Here is a 20350-nt window from a genome sequence, read left to right as displayed (position 1 = left end):
TGCCCGATAAGACACTGCTGATGCGTCATGTTCTTCGCGCGATAGAAGCCAGCCGCTACGACATGCCTGGCGCGCTGGCCCGAATTGCTGACTTCGTCATGAAGGAACCCGAAGTGGCGGTGCGCGCCTCTATGTCAGAGCTTGCCATTCTCTCCGGCAGCGGGGAAGCCAGCATCGCCCGGTTCTGTCGCAAGCTGGGGTTTGACGGGTTTTCGGCCTTCAAGATGTCCTTGGCCTCGGACATCGCCTATCGCGTTAGCGCAGAACCGCGCGAAAATGACCTTGGCACGCGGGTCATTGATGCGGTCCGGGCCACTGTGGACGGCACGCCCGAAGCGGACCTGCGTGAGGTCGCCGATCGACTGACCGCCGCCCGGCACGTCGACATCTTTGGCGCGGGCGTGTCGGGTATGGTGGCACAGCTTTTCGCCTACCGGTTCTCCCGTATCGGGCTGGTGGCGCGCAGCTTCCAGGACCCGATCGTTGCGGACGAGGTTATCGGCGCACTCGATGAACGGTCGGTATATATGACCATCTCGGAGACGGGCCTCACGGCCCAGACCGAACGCATGCTATCGGCGGCGGGCGAGCGGGCCGCCTACCGCGTCGCGATCTCGGGGCGCCGCATCGATGATCTCGACCGGCTCTGCGAAAAGATGCTGATTGCGTCTGCCCTGTCCCCCCTGCCGGAACGCGGCGAAATCAGCCCGGTCGTCGCCAAGGTCGTCCTATGCGAGTTGCTCGTCGAGCAGGTGAGGCACCAGCGGTAGCACTAGGGGCCAGACTTACCTGGCTCGGGGGTGCCGCTCGGCCAAATGGTCGCTTCGACTCTGTACCACAGTTTCTGCGAGATCTAGTGAGCGCGCAGGTCAACTAGGCGTTCGTCGCGCGGAGCTTGGGCCGGAGCGCGGACGAAGAAGACTCAGTCCCTCTGTTTTACGGGCCAGAGTTGCTGGACCAGGAAGACAATGGTGGCGGGTAGTACCGCTGCAATCATCTCGTTGCCGCGCCACATGATGGACCAGACCAGGCCCGCTGCGATCAGGGCAAGAAGAAGGAACGACCCTTGCCGGACCCTCTGATCGGCTTCCTGGCCCCGGGCAAACAGAGCCTCAGGTGAAAGCACCAGATAGAAGAAGCCGATGATCAGCATCGTGGCAAAGAAGGCGGATTCTTCGAGAACCGCGCTCAGATGGACGAGGCTCGAAATCCCGGAGCCGAGCGCGAGCGCCTCCAGGCAAAGCATCCGTTTGCGGCGATCAGCAGCGGATTGAAGCGCCAGCGGCGTGTGAGCAAGAATCCCGTGGAGAGCACTGCGAACCCGGCGCCGACATAGAACCGATGCGGGAACTCCAGGCCGAGCCGCCCAGAGCACGAGAAGGCGACAAGCGGCGCGGCTTCGACGAAGAGCAGAACCCATGTCATAGACTTCGAGCGGTCGGTCATCATTCAGAATAATGACCACGGATACTGCCTGCTGGGAAGAACAAGGTTGGTGTCTGAGATGGGCTCGAAGCCGTCCTCCGGCCGCGCCGTGCCTGGATGAAGCGAGGAAGATCCCCGGACATGTGCGTGCGAGTCGAGCCGAATAGGTTGGAGCTGACATTGGGCCCGCACCCACGCAGGGTTTGTCTCTCAATGCGGAGCCGCCTCCTTTCCGCCCACTCTTGCCGACATTGCCGCAGTTGGGGAGCCGCCGTCGCAGGGCGCGTGCCATCCGGCCCTGCTTCAGGACTGCGGCGAGGCGGACAGTGCTTCGACTGCCCGCCTGATGTTTTCGCTTGCGGCATCCGCAGTCTGCTCAACCGGCAGATCGTCTCCCATCGTCCAGCTTCGGAAGGCCAGAGCGATAGCATGTGCCACGAGCCTCGCGACGAGGCTCGCTACCACCGCTTCCCCGGGCCCCAACCGGCGGTCGAGAAGGGACTGCAACTCGCGCACGAGATTGTCGATCAACGCGCTGAACACGGGCTGGAGATCAGGCGAGGCTTTCAGGACTTTGCCGATGTTTTGCACTGCTGCGCGTTCGGGGGACGCATCAGTCAGTATCTGTCGCACCAGTTTGTCCAGGTCCGGCAAGAGCGAACCGTCCGAGGTCACGAACCAGTCAAGCTCCGGGCCGAACCGGTCTATGTGCGGGCCCGCCAAGGCCTCTTGCTTGTTCCGATAGTGGTTGAAAAACGTCCGGCGACTGATGCCGGCATGGTCTGCGATCATCTCAATCGTCACGCTGTCATAGCCCAATGTGGCCGCGAGATGCAGCGTCGAATGCTGGATACTGCGTGCCGTCTTCGTTCGCTTGCGGCGGACAGGTTCCTTCGGCTCGGACATGCTGATCCTCCATCACGTTCCTGACAGGTTATTGCACAGTGTGCAATTTCATGAAAGGTCGACTCGGGGAAACCCGCGACCTTCACCGGACCCAAGGAGATCACAATGGTGCTTCGTCTGAGCTTTGTCTTCGGTGTCGCAATCCTGGCGAGTGCCGCACATGCCCAGATGCCGCCCCCGAGCGTCGGTGTCATCGAGCTGCAAACACAGACGGTGCCACGCACGCTTGTCGAGCCCGGCCGCGCCATCGCCTCGGCCGAGGTCGCGATCAGGCCACGCGTCGGAGGCACCGTGACCGAGATCCTCTACCAACCCGGCGAGACGGTCGAAGCGGGCGATCCCCTGTTCCGGATCGATCCAGCAACGTACGAAGCAGACCTCAGGGCGGCCGAAGCCGATCTGGCCTCGGCGCAAGCCTCTGTGCGCGAGGCCGAAGCAGCGTTCGGGCGATCGGAACAGTTGCTGGGAACGGGCACATCGCAGGCCCAGCTCGATACGGCGCGCAGCGCACTGGAGCAGGCGCGTGCCGCGTTGCAATCCGCGACCGTGGCCCGGGACCTTGCGCAGATGGATCTCGACCGGACGACCGTCACCAGCCCGATCCAAGGTGTTGCCGGCTTTGCCACCATCTCGGCGGGGGATCTTGTCGCGGCCAACCAGGCGGATGCCCTTGCGACCGTCACCCAGCTCGATCCGATCGACGTCGAGATCTACGCCCCGTCGTCGCGCATCCTGTCCCTGATCGAGGATGTCTCCAGCGAGCGCGTCGTCGTCGCCGAAGAGATCACGGCCACTCTCACGCTCGAGACCGGCCGCACATTTGATGCGTCGGGAGAGATGATCGCCTCGAGCCAGAGCGTGTCGGAGACGACAGGCGCGCGGGCCACCCGCTTCCGTTTCGAGAACCCCCGCCACGTCCTGCTTCCCGGCATGTTCGTCCGCTCGGAAGTCACGCTGGGATCGACCGACGCGATCGTCGTGCCGCAATCCGCGACGGAACGCGCGTCCACCGGCGAACTGACGGCCTGGGTCGTGGTCGACGGCACGGCAGAGCGTCGGACGTTGCAGGAACAGGGGGTCTATGAACACGGCTGGATCATCACCGACGGTGTCGGGGCCGGAGAGATGTTGGCCGTCGATGGGCTGGCGAACCTCAGCCCCGGAATCGAGGTCCAGACGGTCCCGGTCGCACTGGATGAGAACGGCGTCGTCCAGGATTTGCGGGACGAGGCTTCGGCCGAAGCCGAGCAGGAATAACGGAGCACCATGGCGCAGTTTTTCATCCACCGACCCGTCTTCGCATGGGTTATTGCCGTTCTCGTGATGCTTCTGGGCGCGATCAGCCTGTCGCGGCTTCCGATCGAGCAATATCCCCAGATCGCGCCCACGACGATCAACGTCAGCGCCAGCTATAGTGGCGCGAGCGCCGACGTCGTGGCCAACTCGGTGACGACGGTGCTTGAGGACGCGCTGACCGGGATCGAAGGCGTGATCTACATGACGTCCTCGTCGTCGTCGGGAAGCGGCAGCATCGCACTGACTTTTGAGGACGGCGTGGATCCCGACATCGCGCAGGTGCAGGTGCAGAACGCGATGCAACGCGTTTCGGCACAGCTTCCGAGCGCCGTGCAGCAAAACGGCGTGTCGGTGTCCCGCTCGTCGAGTTCGACCCTCATGGTGGCCGCGCTGACGGCGCCGGAGGGAAACCGGACGGCGCTTGAGCTGGGCGACCTGGTGACAGGGCGGATCTCGGGTCCGGTCCAGCGTCTGGACGGCGTGGGCGCGGTGCAGATGTTCGGGGCGGGCTATGCGATGCGGATCTGGATGGATCCGATGAAGATGGTCCAGTACAGCGTCAGCCCCGCGGATATAACGGCAGCCATCGGAGATCAGAACACCAACGTCACCGTAGGACAGCTGGGCAGCCAGCCGATCGTCGAAGGCCAGCAGATGACGGTGGCCCTGTCGGCGCAGTCGCAGCTCTCCACGGCGGAAGAGTTCGAGCGGATCCTGCTGCGCACCGCGCAGGACGGCTCCACGGTGTTCCTGGGCGATGTGGCCGATATCTCCATCGGGCAGGAAACCTACGGCACAGGCGGGCGGTATAACGGCCAACCGGCAGCGGGCTTCTCGGTCTCCCTCGCGCCGGGTGCCAACGCGGTGGCGACCGCCGATTCGGTGCGCGACACGCTGAACCGTCTTGGCGCGGCTCTGCCGGAAGGCGTCGAGATCGCCTATCCCTACGACACCTCGCCCTTCATCGAAGAATCCATCAGCCAAGTGTATAACACGCTGATCGAGGCCGTCGTGCTGGTCTTTCTCGTGATCTTCGTCTTCCTGCAAAGCTGGCGCGCGACGCTGATCCCTGTCGTTGCCGTGCCGGTGGTGCTTCTGGGGACGCTCGGCGTGCTGCTGCTTTTCGGCTACACGATCAACACGCTGACGATGTTCGCGCTTGTGTTGGCAATCGGCCTGCTGGTCGATGACGCGATCGTGGTGGTCGAGAATGTCGAGCGGATCATGGACGAAGAGGGGCTCGACCCCGTCGCCGCGACCGAGAAGAGCATGCGCGAGATCACCTCGGCCCTGGTCGGAATCGTGCTGGTCCTGTCGGCGGTGTTCCTGCCCATGGCGTTCATGACAGGATCGACCGGGGCGATCTATCGCCAGTTCTCGGTCACGATCATCACCGCCATGGTCCTGTCGCTGGGGGTCGCGGTGATCCTTACCCCGGCCATGTGTGCTACGTTGTTGAAGAAGGGCGGCCACGGCACGCGATTTGCACCGGCGCGGTGGTTCAATGCATCGCTCGGCCGCGCGACGAATGGATATGGCCGCGCGGTCGGGGTCCTGATCCGGCGGCCCTTCAGCATGCTGGTCGTGCTGGCTGCGATCACCGCGGGCGCACTTTACTTCTACGATCGGCTGCCCAGCTCGTTCATCCCGCAGGAGGATCAGGGCGTCCTGATCGTCATGGTGCAGACCCCTGACGGGTCCACGACACCAAAGACCGAAGCCCGCGTCGCCGAGGTCGAGGACTACCTGCTGAACGACTTGGGAGCGGCGGTCGACTCGGTCTTCGGCGTGATGGGGTTCAGCTTCGGCGGCTCGGGGCAATCCTCGGCCATGCTGTTCGTCAAGCTCGAGGATTACGAGGCGCGCGCGGATACCAGCGCGGCGGCGTTGGCAGGGCAGATCAACCAGCACTTCTACCTCAACAACCGCTCCGGCACCGTCTACGCGCTGCAACCGCCCGCGATCCAGGGGATGGGCGCGACCTCGGGCTTTTCGATGTACATGGTCGATCAGGGCGGCCAGGGGGCGGACCGCCTGGCCGAAGCCGCAGACGAAGTCGTGGCCATGGCCCAGCAGGACGGGCGCGTGACCAACCTGCGCGGCAACGACAACCCTGCCGGAACGTCGCTGCGCATCGACATCGATCAGCAAAAGGCGGCGGCGTTCGGCCTGTCGATCGGCAACGTCAACTCGATGTTGTCGCTGATCTTCAGCGGCCGCGAGGTCGGGGATTTCCCGATGAACGACGACCTGCGCCCCGTCATCGTCCAAGGCGAGGCCGCGGCGCGGTCGCAGCCCGAGGATATCGGCAAGTGGTACGCCCGCAACGAGTCCGGCGAGATGGTCTCGCTCGCGGCCTTCACCGATCTTGTCTGGGACGAGCAGCCGCAATCCATCTCGCGCTTCGCGGCGACGCGGGGGCTGAACCTGACGGGAACCCCCGCCGAAGGCGTCTCGTCCGGCGTTGCGATGGAGGTGATGGAGGACCTCGTCGCCAGCCTGGACGAGGGGTTCTCGGTCGAGTGGACCGGCCTGTCCTATCAGGAGCGGCTGTCGGGCAACCAGGCGCCGCTGCTTTACGCGCTGTCTGCCCTCGTCGTCTTCCTGGCGCTCGCTGCCCTGTATGAAAGCTGGGCGCTTCCGCTGGCCGTCATGATGACGGTGCCGGTCGGGATCTTCGGCGCCATCGGCGCGGCGCTGTTCTTTGGTCAGCTCAACGACGTCTACTTTAAGGTAGGGCTTCTCACGACCATTGGTCTGGCCGCAAGAAATGCTATCCTGATCGTGGAATTCGCCGAAGAGCAGCGCCGCGAAGGGAAGGCGCTTGTCGAGGCTGCAGTCACGGCCTCTCGGATGCGCCTGCGCCCGATCCTGATGACGACGCTGGCTTTCATGTTCGGTGTGTTGCCGCTGGCAATTGCATCCGGAGCGGGGGCGGCCGCACAGCGATCCATCGGCATCGGTGTCCTTGGCGGCATGGCAGCCGCCGCCGTCATCGGGATCTTTCTGGTCCCCGTGTTCTACGTGGCCGTCCTTGGTGCAGTCAGTCAATTGCGGCGCCAAGGGCGCGTTGCAGATGTCTGACGTCTTGCGGACCCGCGTTCGCAGCCGGGTCGTGACAAACGTGGCGACTGCGTTTTGTCGTTACTGCGGAGCTGGATGGAGTGAATGACGCTGCCTGCCGCCGCGAACGTCCGCTGGTAGGAAGCCGCACCGCGGCGCGGGCTGACCACGTGAACGGCCCGATCCTTCATATCTCCACCGCCTCGGATATTGCCAGGGCGTCTTCGAGCTCGACGCCAAGGTATCGGACTGTGCTGTCCATCTTTGTGTGGCCCAGCAGCAGTTGCACGGCCCTAAGTAATCCTTTTCGCTTTTCGTCGGCAGCGCGATCTGGGGCGTACTCGCGGCATGTGCCGCGAAAGCTTCCATCGCCTTGGCTCCCGTCAGTTTGATCCGAGCGGATTGCACTAAGCCGGGACGGTCAAAGAGGGTCTGCACGACGCCCGCATCGGCGAACATCTCGGATTCGAAGACCGACCCTTCGGCCACAAACATGCCGACGACCTTCCATGTGGACGTACCGAACGTCACGTCATCGCCAACAGCAAGCCCTTTGTAATCACGGCTCAGACGGCGTCCGACGACGATTTCGGGCGCACCGGGGGTAAAGGCGCGGCCTTCTGTGATACGGACCAGCGGGCGCACGTCGAACCCGTGATCGCCGATGCCCCGCAGGGACAAGGTCTCAAACCGGCCAGACTCCTTTTCCGTCGCATCGACCGGGACGACAAGTTCGCGCGACATGATTGCTTGGCTGTCTGCATCGCGGGCAATTTGTGTCGCCGCGGACAGGAAATGAAGCTGCGCAGGCTCGATCCGGCTGCCTAGCTCAGAGGCGGCACCGGTGCCCAAGGCGATGGCAATATCGTCCGACCCGGCATGTTGCAGCGCCATTCGGAAGCCGTTGGCCATCGCTAGAAAGCCGAGTAGGACCGTGACGACCAAGGCCACCGAGAATATCATTGACAGCGAGATCCAGAACCGTCGCGGCAGGCTTTTGAGGTTTGCGCGAGACAGGGCGAAAGATTGCTTGAGAAGGGACATGGCTCAAATTCCTTTCAGGGCCGCAGAGGCCGGAACGCGCACGGCGTTCAACGCGGGAAGTCCGCCAGTGAGCAGCGCGAAGAGAAACGCGAAACCGCCGGCGGTCATCAGGATCCGCGGTGTCAGCACTAGGCTCGGCACGAATGTCGAAAGTGGCGCCGCCAAGGCGGATGTGGCCAAAGCTGCCGCCAGGAGGCCTAGGATCAGCCCCAGCAAGAAAGTCCAGAGCATTTCGGCCAACACGCTGCGCAGGATATAGCCGCCGGAGAAGCCCAGCACCTTCAGTACGCCAATCTCCATCGTCCGCTCGCGTATCGCGAAGAACATGGTGTTGGCGACGATCATTAGAATTGTGATGAAGGACGCGCCTGCAATCAGGCGAACGATAGTCGTGATGTCAGCGAATTGCGCCACGAAAGCCTTCATGAATTCGCTTTCCGTCCGCGTGCGCGTCTCGAACGCGGAATTAGCGAAACGAGTGTCGATGGCTCTAATGACATCCGCGGACCGCGTGCCATCAGCAGGAAGGATGCCGAAATTGCCGACCGTATCGACACCGAAACTGCGCGCCGCGTTGAAGTAATCGTAGCGCATGACCACGAAACTGGTATCAGCGGTCTTGTCTATACCATCGAAAATACCCGCGATCCGGAATCCCCACTCGGCAGAGCCATCGGCTTTCACCGCGTCGGTTGAGGTTAGGACGATGCGGTCGCCGACGTCCCATCCCTCACGGTCGGCCAGCGAACGGCCCACAAGGAGCCCGTCACGGCTGCTTTCTATAGCGGTCAGGTGGCTTTCGGTGAAGTCGTACTGATCGGCGAAGAACCTCGCATAGCTACGTGGCTCCACCGCGTTGGCCCCGAGGTAATTATTTGGTGATCCGTGGGTGGCACGCATCCGGCCATATACGTAACGTTCCCGACCTCAGGCATGTCCGTAAGTCGTGCGGCATAGCTGATCGGCAGGCCTTGCGCGGTCCCGGCCTTATTGGTGACGATCAGCCGCTCCGTTTTGCTGTGCACGCCGTTGAAGCCCTGCTCAAACGCGGCGAGAAGAGCGAAGATGAAGAAGGCGATGCCGATTGACAGCACCAGAAGCACGCCGCGCGTACGCTTGCGGGATAGATTCCGGCGGATGAGCGTGAATGTGTTCATGGCTCAGGCGACCTTCGATGTTGGCTGTGTCTCGACGAAGCGGCCCTTATTCAGGTTCAGGGTGCGCTTGGCATATCCGCATGCAGCTTCGTCATGCGTTACCATCACAATGGTTTTGCCCATTTCTGAGTTGAGCGTCTGAAGCATTCCCAGAATTTCGTCAGCGCTCTTGCGGTCCAGGTCACCAGTAGGTTCGTCGCACAGCAGCAGAACAGGATCCATTGCTAAGGCGCGGGCGATGCCAACCCGCTGCATCTGACCGCCGGAAAGCTCGGCGGGCAGGTGGGCGTGGCGTTCGGCAAGACCGACCAGTTCAAGGATCGTATCCACCCGTTCCCGGCGCTGACGCTTGTTCAGATCGGTCAGCAGCAACGGAAGCTCAACGTTCTGGGCAGTCGTCAACATCGGCATCAGATTGTAAAATTGGAACACGAACCCGACCTTCGAGCCGCGCCAACGGCTGAGCGCGCCTTCGGACATCGTGTCGATCCGGTTATAGCCGAAGTGAATCTCGCCCTGATCGGGCCGATCGATCCCGCCGATTAGGTTCAGCAAGGTGGACTTTCCCGATCCCGATGGACCCATGACCGCCACGAAATCGCCCTTCGGGATTTCCAGCGTCAGGTCGTGGAAGATCGTGACCTGCTGGTTTCCGATCTTATAGCCCTTGCGGACACCCTCTATTAGAATTCCGGCGTTCTCGATGACATCTGTTGACGTGGTTCAGTCTCCTTTCGTCCGAAGGGAAGCGGTGCGCTCTATCGCGTCGAATGTGACCTTTGCGGACATGTTCGCAAACACGCCTATCGGTGGGTGGTCGAGAGTAAGGCGAACCAATGCGGTGCCCTTCTGCACGGACACGATGGGCGCGATGGTTGTGATCTCGGCATCGAACTTCCGGCCAGGATAGGCGTCCAGTTCCACCCGCGCGGTTTGACCGGGGGCGACGGCTGATAGGCTCGTCTCGGCGACGTCGACCTCGATGCTTAAGGCGTCGGGGTCGATTAGCGTGGCAATTGCCGTTCCGGAATCCCCGCCCAGACCTGACACCGCAATGTCGCCGGGGTTGAGATGCCGCGCCACGACGATACCCGCGAAAGGCGCCCGGATGGTGTGGCGGGCGAGCGTGTCTTCGGATTTCTCGACCTCGCGCCGGGCGATGGCGATCTTCAGTGCGCCGACCTCTACCTCGCGCTCCAGCCGCAGAAGGGAGAAATGGGCGGCTTCGGAACTCGCCTTCGTGGTCCATCCGCTGGCCAGCAGCGTGGCCTCCGTCTCAGCCAGCGCACGCGCTTCATCCAGCGACGCGCGCTGACTGGCATGGCTGGCTTCGGCCATGGCGAGGCCAGCCCGCGCGATATGCAAATCGGCCCGTGCGGCTGTCCGGTCTAGCGTTGCGATGATCTGTCCCGCCTCAAAGGTGTCGCCGATATCCACCGACACGGTGTCGAGACGCCCGCCAATATCGGGCATCAGCGGCAGTTCCCGGTCGGCCACCACGTAGCCCGACCCGATGATTGCCGGTGTAGGGGCCGGTGCGATGACGGGTGCCGCAACGGACGGATCGCTCGCGGGCACTTCCGCAACGGCGACATCGGCTTCGGTCGAATTGCTTGCGGCCCCGAGATAGGCCTTAAGAGTTTCGCGCCCGTCCTGCCAGACCGTTACCGGCGTGGCGCTGCTTTGATAGAGCCATGCCGCGCTACTGCAAAGAAGCACCAGCACGACCAGCGACCGGCCGGGCAACGGACGGCGCGCAGCACGGTCCTCGCGCTTAGCTGGTGCCACTTCTTCCCTGTCGATGGACAAGGACTTGAGTCGATCGAGAATTTCGGGACTATGAGACATAGCGTTCATGGCGGGTCTCCGGATTGAAATTCCTTACCACCATAGAAAGGAGGTCCTGCACCGTGCGACCGCGAACGCGATCTGGTCCGTGCGGATTGCGATTGAGGTCTTCGTGTCAGACGCAAATCATTGATTCGTCGAATAGATCCTTGGCCGACGCAGTTGGATGCCAGAAGATGAATAAGCGACCTGAAACGTGTTCTGCACACCTGGTAAAAATTTCTCGGCACGCGGAAACAGCGTTTGACTGATAAGCGTACGGGTGCGATTCCTTTTCTGTCGCGCGGTTTCTTGACCGCGCCACATCTAGTGCCGGCGGGGCGGGGGCTCCGCGTTCTCGGCCGCTACGATACGACACGTTTTGACAGATCACTTTTCGGTGCCCTGGATATCGTTTGCCCTAAGCGCCTATCCTGCGCCTCCCCGCTTCGGCTGGCAGAGTTTCTGGCCGGGCGAGCGATGGCGCAGGTGGCCCAGATCGCAATGGGTTTGGTGCCCGCCGACGTGCCCATCGGTCCGGATCGCGCCCTGGTTTGGCCTGTTGGTATCAAAGGGTCCATCAGCCACGCGCGGGGCTGTTGCGCAGCTTTCGTTGTGCCAACGGCCTCGGGTATGCCAGGGATCGACGTGGAGCGGATCGCAGCCGGGCATGCCTTGCGTTCGATTTTACGCATTGCTCTGGATGCTAACGAGAGGGGTTTCATCGACGCAGCTGCCGATCCCGCGACTGCCGCGACGTTGACCTTTTCGGCTAAGGAGACGCTCTTCAAGGCGCTATTTCCGACAGTGCGCCATTCTTTCGGGTTCGATGCGGCAACGCTCGTCACCGTGCCGACAGATAGCCTTGTTTTATTGCGACTGACCCGAGACCTAGCAATCACTTTGCCAAAAGATCGGATCTTCCGCGTCTCGTTTCGAATAGAGGCGGATCACGTGGTAACATGGTTAGTCTCTGGCGAACATGGCAATGTGATTTGATGGCCGCCGTACCCTTCGCAGCAAGGTTTTGAAATGCCTGAATCTCCTTCACCGGTATTGCGTCTTCCAATTCGTGAGCGAGGGCGGGTCTGGCACCGCTGGGAGGCACGGCGAGGCTGCCTCAGCAGCGATAGGATAGCCTCAAGTAGACGTTCCCTGCGCCAGGACGCGACTGTGCGTGATGCGCAGGAAGTGGACCCCGAAAGGACACGCTGCGGGGACGGTTCGGGTTCCGTCATGCTGCGCCGCCTCGACCCGAAGCGGAAGTTGCTTTCTCGCGAAGCATGAAAGTACGGCTTACAGTCCGGTGTGCGGGACGAAGCAGTCTTTCTTTCGATGTCAGCTCGCAGTCTCCGGTCGATCCGCTGCCCGTTGAACTGAGGATGTGCAGAACGAACCAACCGCTCTACGGCCTTCGTTACCGAAATTCCGAGGCGGCAAGTGTTCCCGTAGTCATCGCCGTTACGTTTGATGGGATCTCTCCATTGCTTCGCCACTCACTTGGCGCCACCCCAGTGACCCGCCGGAATTCGCGATTGAAATTGGACTTCGTATTGAAACCGCTGTCCAGCATCGCGTCCGTCACCGTAGATCCGGCCTCGATCAGCTTGCAGGCATGGCGGATGCGCCAGGCATTGACGTAGCGCGAGACGTTTTGGCCGGTCGCGCGGTTGACGGCCGATGAGAGCCTCTTTTCCGGAAGATGCAACCGCCGCGCCAGCCGTGACAGGTTCAGGTTCGGGTCCAGATGCACCGGATCGCGCGACAGGAAACCGTCGATCCGGGCCACGATCTCGGCGTCCTCGTCCAGGCATTGCCGGTCGGCTGCCGGGGGTGCGTCCAGTTCGCGCTCCTCTGCACCGGAGGCCGCCGGACTGCCGCTCAGCAGCCCCAGAAGAAGCAGGATCAGCGACGACGAGGCCGTGATCATCCAGCCGGCCCAGCCTTCATTGCCGCTCATGTAGGCCAGGCTGATCAGCGCGTCCCCGAGCGCCGATGCAATCAGGGCCCAGCCGAGAATCTGCCAGATGACGACTGGTATCTGCCCCGCCTCCAGCCGGGCGAGCGGCATGTCGGACGCGGCGCGCAGCTGGAACAGGATCGCGCCGCCATAGATTAGGAAGACCAGCGTCACGGCGACATCCGTCGTCTCGGGTGCGAAGACGCGGCAGCACAGGATGAAAGCCGGCGCGGCCAGATGTAGCGCCATCGCACTCAGCTTCAGCCGGGTGACCAGAGCATCGCGAAACGTGATCCAGGCCAGTGGCGGGATCGCCGCGGCGCTGACCGGCAGGATCGGACGCAGCCAGTCGATACCGTAGCCGCCCGCCAGCGCCACCAGCAGGGACTGGCCGGCACAGGCCAGCAGGAACGCGACCAGAAGCGGCCGGCCGTCCGACAGCAGGCTCCGGACTGCAATATATGCCAGCACGAGGGCGACGAAGGCGGGGACGGGCAGCATCGGCATGGATCCGTTCTATCCGAAATCCGGATCGAGGCGACCTTTATCCGGGATAGAGGACGCACTCGTGCCAGCCTGAGGTGCATTCGCAGGGGCAGCGTTCACTGACGGAGGTCCCCATGAAACGCTTTGCTACTCTCGCCTTCCTCGCAATGTCGCATGCTCTGCCCGCCGCAGCCGACATGCTGCCGGGGTATGACCGGTTCGATCTGTCGGCCTACCACCGCGCCCGGCCGGTCGCAGCGTCCATCTGGTATCCGGCGGCCGCGCCCACCTACCGCGCCCCCGTGGGCGATGGTCCGATCTTCGACCCTACATTGGCCGTCATCGGCCCTGCGCCTGCCGAAGGCCGGCACCCGCTGGTCCTGCTGTCGCACGGATCGGGCGGCAATGCCGACAGCCTGGGCTGGCTTGCTTCGGGGTTGGTTGTGCGCGGAGCCATCGTCCTTGCCGTCAATCATCCGGGCTCGACCAGCGGAGACAGCTCGCCACGCCGCTCCGTCGATCTGAAGGCGCGGGCGAACGACCTGACCGCCGCGCTCGACACCGTGCTGGCCGACCCCGCCTTTGCGCCCTCCATCGACACCGGTCGGATCGGCGTTGTCGGATTCTCTCTGGGCGGTGCGACGGCCTTGGGCCTTTCGGGGCTGCAATTCGACGGCGCGGTCCAGGACACCCGCTGCTCGCAAGTGCCGAGCGCGGGGGACTGCGGCTTCTTCCTGCGCGGCGGCGTGCGCTTTGCCGATCATCCGGGTTTTTCGGCAGACACCCGCGATCCCCGCATCACCCGCGCCGTGGCCGTCGATCCAGGCTTCGGAACCGCCGCGCGCCCCGAGAGCCTGGCTACTGCTCTTGAAGGTGTGACGCTGATCAATCTTGGCGAAGCGGACAGGCTCGAGGCGGCCGATGTCGGGCCGGACGGAAACGACCTTGCGCGTCTCATGCCAGAAGCGAGCCACGTCGTGATCGCACCGGCGAACCACTTCACCTTTCTGGGCACCTGCAAGGCTGGAGCGACGGAATTATTGCAAGCAGAAGGCGACGATCCGATTTGCGCCGATCCCGAAGGGACAGATCGCGCGGTGGCTCATTTGCGGCTGATTGACGCCGTTGCCTCTGGGCTCGGGCTTTAGGGCTGCGGCAACGCAAAAGGAGATCGCCATGAAACTCAGGTCCCTTTGCTCCCGCCCGCAGCCCGGCGATCCGATTGCTCCAAGGCACGCGCGCGCCCTTCGAACGCGGCGGACCTGAGGTGACGGTAACCGGCTTCCGTGATCGTCCGGTCGCCGAACACCGCTTCGGGACTGGGAGCCAGAGCCGGAGGCTCCGTCCCCCAGAACCGTTCCTTCAAGGCAAATAACTGCTCGAGTACCAGGCTCATCTCGTCCGGGCGAAACCCTCGTTCGCGGAGCAGGTCCATATCCTCGGGCATGAGATCGGCGGCCTGGCCACGTTGAGCCAGTAGCCTCAGGGCGCAAGCTTCTGCGCGATCCGTCATCCAGCGCCTACGCCATTCGGCAGGCGAGACGGCGGGGCTTTCGTCCCACCGCTCGCCCTCGATGCGCTGCAGTTCTTCTGCGACGACGGCTTCCAAGTAGGCGCGAACGTCGTCTTTCGTGATGGTTTGCGTCTTCATGCCCTCATACATCCACTCGGCGGCATTCGAGACAAGAGCGCCGACGCGCCTGGCTGTGGACAACTCCCGCGTCCGCAGACTGACCTGCAATGTTCCTGTGGATTGGTGCGCTGATGTAGCCGGACATCGCCTACGCCAGACATAAACCGCCCCGCGGCGGCTGACATGCGTGATCTGTCCCATCGTCGTCTCCTCATCGGAGCCGAAAGACGATCGAAAACCTGCTCGAGACACAGTGATGTCACGCATCCTTGTGTCGCACTGCGAATCCGATTCCCTGCCGCAGCAGGGTTATCGTTGCAAATCAACGATTTACGAGAACCTTGGCTGGGGTGGTAGGATTCGAGGCGGTGGTGCGAACCTGGGAGCACTTAAATGATGATCGACGCGAGGGTACAGCATTGCATAGCGCGACGAATCTTGCGCGAACGGGTAGCAATAAGGGTAGCAAATTGGGTTGCATGATCTCTTAATCTAGGAGAGCTCTCGTTGCTTCATTGACGTACGCTCTTAAAGTAATTAGCTTTTCCAGCTTACAGAAAGCACGCCTTGTGGCGGAGAGACAGGGATTCGAACCCTGGGAGGACTTGCATCCTCAACGGTTTTCGAGACCGCCCCGTTCGACCACTCCGGCACCTCTCCGCGGTCTGGCGGCGGGTCTATCCATGTGCGGCGGCGGGCGCAAGAGGAGCATGAAGAGATTTTTTGCACCCTTGGGTCGCCGCCTGCCGCATCGTATGTATCGGGCGTTATCACCCCGACCGAAAGGCTCGTTATGTTCCGCACCTCTGCCGCTGTCTTTGCCGTCTGCGTCGGCGCTTCGGCGCCACTCGCCGCGCAGGACGCCGAGCGCCTGTTCGAGGCGCTGAGATTGGACGACGTGGTCGAAGTCATGCGCGGGGAAGGGATCGTCGCGGGCGAGGCGCTTGAGGCCGATCTGTTTCCTGGCCGCGGTGGACCTTTGTGGGACCGGGTCGTCCGCGACATCTACGACAGGTCAGAGATGATTGAGGTCGTGCACGATAGGTTCGGGAAGGCGATTCCTGAGGCGTCCGTCGCGCCTCTCATAGGGTTCTTCGAGTCCGAGACGGGGCAGCGCCTGGTCGAGCTTGAGATCGCCGCTCGGCGCGCGATGATCGACGAGGCGGTCGAGGACGCCGCCGCAGAGTCTGCGCGCGACGCGACGGCGGCACGGCGCGACCTGATCAGAGATTTCATCGAAGCGAACGACCTGATTGAGCAGAACGTGACGGGCGCACTGAACTCGAACCTCGCATTCTATCGCGGGCTTCTGGACGGGGAGGCGCCGATCGGGGGCCTTAGTCAGGATCAGGTGATCGCAGACGTCTATGCCTCCGAGCCGCAGGTGCGCGAGGATACCGTTGATTGGCTTGAGGGGTACCTGACGCTTGCCTACGCGCCGGTCGATGACATGGCGCTGCAGCAATACCTGGATCTTAGCCGGAGCGATGTGGGGCAGGACCTGAACACGGCGATCTTCGCCGCCTTCGACGAGCTCTATGACGATATCTCGTATGACTTGGGCCGCGCCGCCGCACGGTTCATGAGCGGACAGGACCTCTAGACCCGCCCTTGACACCTGACGGTCGGATCGACATAAGCCGCGCACCCGGGTGGAGAGATCCGCCGCGGGTCCATTGTAATTCGCCCACAACGGGCGCGCTGTCCGAGGCGGGATCGCACTCCCGAAACGTGTCGACCGGAAACGGCGGCAGGCCACAGGATGCGGGACAAGAAGGAAGAGCCCATGTTTGCGGTCCTCAAGACCGGCGGCAAGCAGTATCGCGTCCAGCAAGGTGACGTTCTGCGTGTCGAGAAGCTCGCCGCCGATGCCGGTGAAAAGATCCAGTTTAACGATGTCCTGATGGTCAACTCCACCATCGGCACCCCCTTCGTCGACGGCGCGGGTGTGCAGGCCGAGGTGATCGAGCAGATCAAGGGCGAGAAGGTCATCCACTTCGTCAAGCGCCGCCGGAAGCACGGCTCGAAACGCACGAAGGGCCACCGCCAGCAACTGACCCTGCTGCGCGTGACCGACATCCTCGAAACCGGCGCCGCCGATTCGGGCGTTAAGGAAGCCATCGGCGCAGGCATCGCCGGCTGGACCGGGGTGAAGGCGGACAAGGGCGACTACGCCAAGAACCGTTCCGGCACGGCCGAGATGAAAAAGCGCGTCGCCACGGGCGAAGCGAAGGAAAAGGTCGCCGCCAAGACCGCCGCCGCCGAGGGTGGTGAGACGTCTAAGCCCGGCAACCTGCTGACCGAGCCGCGCGACGGGCAAGGCGACAAGCTGACCGATCTGAACGGTGTCGGCCCCGCGATGCAGACGAAGATGAACGAAGCTGGCGTCTACCACTTCGACCAGATCGCCGCTTGGAACGAGGCGGAAATGGCGTATATGGCAGATCAACTCGGCGCTGGCGGCAAGCTGGCCGGTTGGGTCGACGAAGCCAAGAGCAAGTAAGAGGGAGACCGACTTATGGCACACAAAAAGGCAGGCGGTTCCAGCCGCAACGGTCGCGACTCCGCCGGACGTCGTCTTGGCGTCAAGAAATTCGGTGGTGAGGCCGTCATTCCCGGCAACATCATCATCCGCCAGCGGGGCACCAAGTGGTGGCCGGGCGAGGGCGTGGGGCTTGGCCGCGACCACACCATCTTTGCGACCGACGGTGGCAAGGTGACCTTCCACAAAGGCCTGAAGGGACGGACCTACGTCTCGGTTCTGCCGGAAGCTGAAGCCGCCGAATAAGGCTACTTTCAGCGATTCCAAGGGGGGATCGGCGGTCGCCGGTCCCCCTTTTTCGTCCGAGGACCCGATGCGGGACATCGCCCACCTGACGACCGAACGGCTGGTTTTGAGGCCACTTCGACCAGACGACGCCGATGCCGTCGTTGCGGGGGTCGGCAATTACGATGTCGCCAAATGGCTGGCGGTCGTGCCATTTCCTTACGATCGCAGCGATGCCGAGTCGTTCCTTGCCTCAACCGCAGCCGAAGCGCGCCGGACCTGGGCGATTTGCGACGCAAGCGGGCTCTGCGGCGTGATCTCGGCGCAGGACGAACTGGGTTACTGGCTGGCGCGATCCGCCTGGGGGCGGGGCTACGCGCGAGAGGCGGCCGAAGCGGTGCGCGACGCAGTTTTTGCCGATCCGACCCGCAAGCGCTTGACGGTCAGCCACATGGTCGGGAACGACAGGTCCGAAAAGGTAATCCGCTACCTGGGTTTCCGCGCCGTCGGCGCGACCCGACGAAGATTCAGGGCGCTCGGTCAGGATGCCGAGACGGTGCTCTACGAGATGACGCGGGCCGAGTGGCGCCGCTTGAGACGAGCCGCACAACGGGATAGGGCGACGACATGAAATTTCTGGATCTTGCGAAAGTTCAAATTCGTTCCGGCTCCGGTGGTGGCGGCTCCATCTCGTTCCGGCGCGAGAAGTTCATGGAGTACGGCGGACCCGATGGCGGCGACGGCGGCAGGGGCGGCGACGTTGTGATCGAGGCGGTAGATGGGCTCAACACCCTGATCGACTTTCGCTACCAGCAGCATTTCTTCGCCGGCAATGGTCAGCACGGTATGGGTAGCCAGCGCACCGGTGCCGGCGGGGACGACATCGTGCTGCGCGTGCCCGTGGGCACCGAGATCCTCGACGAGGACGAAGAGACCGTTATCGCCGACCTCACCGATGTCGGCCAACGGGTCGTTCTGGCCGAGGGCGGTAACGGCGGCTGGGGCAACCTGCGCTTCAAGTCCTCTACGAACCAGGCGCCACGCCGCGCGAATCCCGGGCAGCCGGGCGTGGAACGTACGATCTGGCTGCGCCTGAAGCTGATCGCCGACGCCGGTCTTCTGGGTCTTCCGAACGCCGGGAAGTCCACCTTCCTCGCCGCAACTTCCAATGCGCGGCCCAAGATCGCCGACTACCCCTTCACCACGATCCATCCCAATCTCGGCGTCGTCGGCGTGGATGGGGCCGAATTCCTCATCGCCGATATCCCCGGGCTGATCGAAGGCGCACATGAAGGGCGAGGCATCGGTGACAGGTTCCTCGGCCATGTGGAGCGCTGCGCCGTGCTTCTGCATCTGGTGGACGGAACCTCGGGCGACCCGGTCCGGGACTGGCAGACGGTGATCAACGAACTAAAAGCCTATGGTGGCGCACTGGCCGAGAAACCTCGGGTGACCGCGCTGAACAAGATCGACGCGCTCGACGAGGAGGAACGCACCTTCCTCAAGGAAACGCTGGAAGAAGCGGCCGGACCCGTCATGCTGATGTCCGGTGTCAGTGGCGAAGGGGTGACAGAGGTTCTGCGTGCCCTCCGCGCCCAGATCTCGGACGAGCGCGTGCGGCAAAAGACGACAAAGGACAGCGACACATGGCAACCCTGACCCCCTTCAAAGCGCGGCGCCTCGTCGTTAAGATCGGCTCGGCGCTTCTTGTGGATCGCCAAACCGGCAAGCTGCGCGGCGCCTGGCTGGAAAGCCTCTGCGCCGATGTGGCGGCACTGAGGGCAGGCGGCACCGAGGTGGTCGTGGTATCGTCTGGCGCCGTCGCGCTCGGTCGGGGGCGCCTTGGACTTCCCGCCGGCGCACTGCCGGTGGAACAGTCACAGGCCGCCGCGGCTGCGGGACAGATCAGTCTGGCGCGTGCCTATGACGAAGCTTTGGCGCCGCATGGTCTGACCGCGGCGCTGGTCCTCCTCACGCTCGAAAACACGGTGGACCGCCGTCGTTATTTGAACGCTCGTTCGACGTTTTCGTCGCTTCTGTCGCTCGGCGCCGTTCCAATCGTGAACGAGAACGATACTGTTGCGACGGACGAACTTCGGTTCGGCGACAATGACAGGCTGGCGGCGCAGATCGCCGTGACTGTTGACGCGGACCAGCTGATCCTGCTGTCGGATGTGGATGGCCTCTACACGTCCAATCCGCACACCGATCCGTCCGCGCAGCATCTTCCCGAGATCGAGGATATCACCAGCGACATCGATGCCATGGCGGGAGACCCGGTTTCGGGCGTGTCTAAGGGCGGTATGCGCACCAAGCTTCTGGCGGCGCGGACCGCCACCGCCTCGGGCTGTGCGCTGTGCATCACCGATGGCGGCGTGGAAAACCCGCTGGCAGCGCTGGGAAATGGGGCTCGCGCGTCGTGGTTCCTGCCGCGCCTCGATCCGAAGACGGCGCGAAAGGCGTGGATCCTCGCCATGAAGCCGCAGGGTGTGATCGAGGTGGACGAGGGCGCCGCCAAGGCCTTGGCAGGCGGGCGCTCTCTTCTGCCGGCGGGCGTGGCGAATGTCACGGGCGAGTTCGGACGCGGCGATCCGGTCTCGATTATCGGTCCAAAGGGGCGGATCCTCGGCATGGGCCTGACCCGCTATACTTCGGACGCGGCTCGCGCGATCGCGGGGCGGCAGAGCGAAGAAATCTTCGAAATTCTAGGGTATCCGGGCCGGGCGTCCCTGATTCACCGTGACGACATGGCACTTTGAGCCGTTTCGCCCTATGTAGCGGCCGAA

Annotated in this window: 19 protein-coding genes, 1 tRNA gene and 2 pseudogenes; 11 read left to right on the top strand and 11 right to left on the bottom strand. The window is 63.2% G+C overall.

Features of this window, described 5'->3' with window-relative positions; translation table 11 throughout:
- Positions 1–770: MurR/RpiR family transcriptional regulator (locus tag ACFDS3_RS05650; RefSeq protein ID WP_375261366.1), on the top strand; the 770-nt coding region annotated here is incomplete at its 5' end.
- Positions 771–922: 152 nt separating this feature from the next.
- Here the strand turns inward: ACFDS3_RS05650 and ACFDS3_RS05645 are convergent.
- Positions 923–1465: a hypothetical protein gene (locus ACFDS3_RS05645; RefSeq protein ID WP_375261365.1), complete on the bottom strand. Its 543-nt coding sequence runs from the start codon at positions 1463–1465 to the stop codon at positions 923–925.
- 263 nt (positions 1466–1728) lie between these two features.
- The gene (locus ACFDS3_RS05640; protein ID WP_375261364.1) at positions 1729–2331 is read right to left on the bottom strand and encodes a TetR/AcrR family transcriptional regulator; all 603 of its coding nucleotides are present in this window, start codon (positions 2329–2331) and stop codon (positions 1729–1731) included.
- A 105-nt stretch (positions 2332–2436) separates the two neighbouring features.
- Between ACFDS3_RS05640 and ACFDS3_RS05635 the strand changes: the two genes are divergently transcribed.
- Both ACFDS3_RS05635 and ACFDS3_RS05630 read left to right on the top strand, forming a co-directional pair.
- Positions 2437–3588 (top strand): efflux RND transporter periplasmic adaptor subunit, encoded by a 1152-nt coding sequence (locus tag ACFDS3_RS05635; RefSeq protein WP_375261363.1) that lies wholly within the window; start codon positions 2437–2439, stop codon positions 3586–3588.
- 9 nt (positions 3589–3597) lie between these two features.
- Positions 3598–6711: a multidrug efflux RND transporter permease subunit gene (locus tag ACFDS3_RS05630; protein WP_375261362.1), complete on the top strand. Its 3114-nt coding sequence runs from the start codon at positions 3598–3600 to the stop codon at positions 6709–6711.
- Positions 6712–6877: 166 nt separating this feature from the next.
- On the opposite strand, the pseudogene ACFDS3_RS05625 reads toward ACFDS3_RS05630, so the two are convergent.
- From ACFDS3_RS05625 to ACFDS3_RS05600, 6 genes and pseudogenes are all read right to left on the bottom strand, one after another.
- Positions 6878–7003, bottom strand: a pseudogene (locus ACFDS3_RS05625) (integrase); the annotation flags it as partial.
- A 50-nt stretch (positions 7004–7053) separates the two neighbouring features.
- Positions 7054–7653 (bottom strand): annotated as a pseudogene (locus ACFDS3_RS05620) (ABC transporter permease); the annotation flags it as partial.
- Between the two features lie 84 nt (positions 7654–7737).
- A complete protein-coding gene (locus ACFDS3_RS05615; protein ID WP_375261361.1) occupies positions 7738–8586 on the bottom strand; it encodes an ABC transporter permease in 849 nt (282 codons plus the stop codon).
- Complete coding sequence (locus tag ACFDS3_RS05610; protein ID WP_375261360.1) at positions 8523–8891, bottom strand: hypothetical protein; 369 nt, start codon at positions 8889–8891, stop codon at positions 8523–8525. Before ACFDS3_RS05610 ends, ACFDS3_RS05615 begins: the two co-directional genes overlap by 64 nt.
- A gap of 3 nt (positions 8892–8894) precedes the next feature.
- The gene (locus ACFDS3_RS05605) at positions 8895–9509 is read right to left on the bottom strand and encodes an ABC transporter ATP-binding protein (protein ID WP_375261371.1); all 615 of its coding nucleotides are present in this window, start codon (positions 9507–9509) and stop codon (positions 8895–8897) included.
- Between the two features lie 105 nt (positions 9510–9614).
- Complete coding sequence (locus tag ACFDS3_RS05600; RefSeq protein WP_375261359.1) at positions 9615–10748, bottom strand: efflux RND transporter periplasmic adaptor subunit; 1134 nt, start codon at positions 10746–10748, stop codon at positions 9615–9617.
- A gap of 300 nt (positions 10749–11048) precedes the next feature.
- Here ACFDS3_RS05600 and ACFDS3_RS05595 point away from each other — a divergent pair, with 300 nt between their 5' ends.
- Positions 11049–11717, top strand: coding sequence for a 4'-phosphopantetheinyl transferase (locus ACFDS3_RS05595; RefSeq protein ID WP_375261370.1), 669 nt, complete (start codon positions 11049–11051; stop codon positions 11715–11717).
- 418 nt (positions 11718–12135) lie between these two features.
- On the opposite strand, the gene ACFDS3_RS05590 is transcribed toward ACFDS3_RS05595, so the two are convergent.
- Positions 12136–13185, bottom strand: coding sequence for a helix-turn-helix domain-containing protein (locus tag ACFDS3_RS05590; RefSeq protein ID WP_375261358.1), 1050 nt, complete (start codon positions 13183–13185; stop codon positions 12136–12138).
- A 113-nt stretch (positions 13186–13298) separates the two neighbouring features.
- Here ACFDS3_RS05590 and ACFDS3_RS05585 point away from each other — a divergent pair, with 113 nt between their 5' ends.
- A complete protein-coding gene (locus tag ACFDS3_RS05585; RefSeq protein ID WP_375261357.1) occupies positions 13299–14312 on the top strand; it encodes an alpha/beta hydrolase family protein in 1014 nt (337 codons plus the stop codon).
- Between the two features lie 35 nt (positions 14313–14347).
- On the opposite strand, the gene ACFDS3_RS05580 is transcribed toward ACFDS3_RS05585, so the two are convergent.
- Together ACFDS3_RS05580 and ACFDS3_RS05575 are read right to left on the bottom strand one after the other, a co-directional pair.
- On the bottom strand, positions 14348–14998 hold the full coding sequence (locus ACFDS3_RS05580; RefSeq protein ID WP_375261356.1) for a DUF6538 domain-containing protein: 651 nt from the start codon (positions 14996–14998) through the stop codon (positions 14348–14350).
- A gap of 369 nt (positions 14999–15367) precedes the next feature.
- Positions 15368–15457: transfer RNA gene (locus tag ACFDS3_RS05575), tRNA-Ser, on the bottom strand.
- 133 nt (positions 15458–15590) lie between these two features.
- Between ACFDS3_RS05575 and ACFDS3_RS05570 the strand changes: the two genes are divergently transcribed.
- The 6 genes from ACFDS3_RS05570 (at position 15591) to proB (ending at position 20323) form a co-directional block, all read left to right on the top strand.
- Entirely contained in the window at positions 15591–16400 is an 810-nt protein-coding gene (locus ACFDS3_RS05570) for a DUF2059 domain-containing protein (protein WP_375261355.1), read from the top strand.
- Positions 16401–16583: 183 nt separating this feature from the next.
- Positions 16584–17300 carry a 50S ribosomal protein L21 gene (gene rplU / locus ACFDS3_RS05565; protein ID WP_375261354.1) on the top strand — a complete coding sequence of 239 codons (717 nt, stop codon included), beginning with the start codon at positions 16584–16586 and terminating at the stop codon, positions 17298–17300.
- A 15-nt stretch (positions 17301–17315) separates the two neighbouring features.
- Positions 17316–17585, top strand: coding sequence for a 50S ribosomal protein L27 (rpmA, locus tag ACFDS3_RS05560; RefSeq protein WP_375261353.1), 270 nt, complete (start codon positions 17316–17318; stop codon positions 17583–17585).
- A 67-nt stretch (positions 17586–17652) separates the two neighbouring features.
- Entirely contained in the window at positions 17653–18195 is a 543-nt protein-coding gene (locus ACFDS3_RS05555; RefSeq protein ID WP_375261352.1) for a GNAT family N-acetyltransferase, read from the top strand.
- Entirely contained in the window at positions 18192–19223 is a 1032-nt protein-coding gene (gene obgE, locus ACFDS3_RS05550) for a GTPase ObgE (protein WP_375261351.1), read from the top strand. The genes ACFDS3_RS05555 and obgE overlap by 4 nt, the downstream gene beginning before the upstream one ends.
- Entirely contained in the window at positions 19211–20323 is a 1113-nt protein-coding gene (gene proB / locus ACFDS3_RS05545) for a glutamate 5-kinase (RefSeq protein ID WP_375261350.1), read from the top strand. Before obgE ends, proB begins: the two co-directional genes overlap by 13 nt.
- The last annotated feature ends 27 nt before the right edge of the window (positions 20324–20350 follow it).

Source organism: Palleronia sp. (genome assembly GCF_042089775.1).
Taxonomy (GTDB): Bacteria; Pseudomonadota; Alphaproteobacteria; order Rhodobacterales; family Rhodobacteraceae; genus Palleronia.
This window is presented reverse-complemented; position numbering and strand designations above follow the sequence as displayed.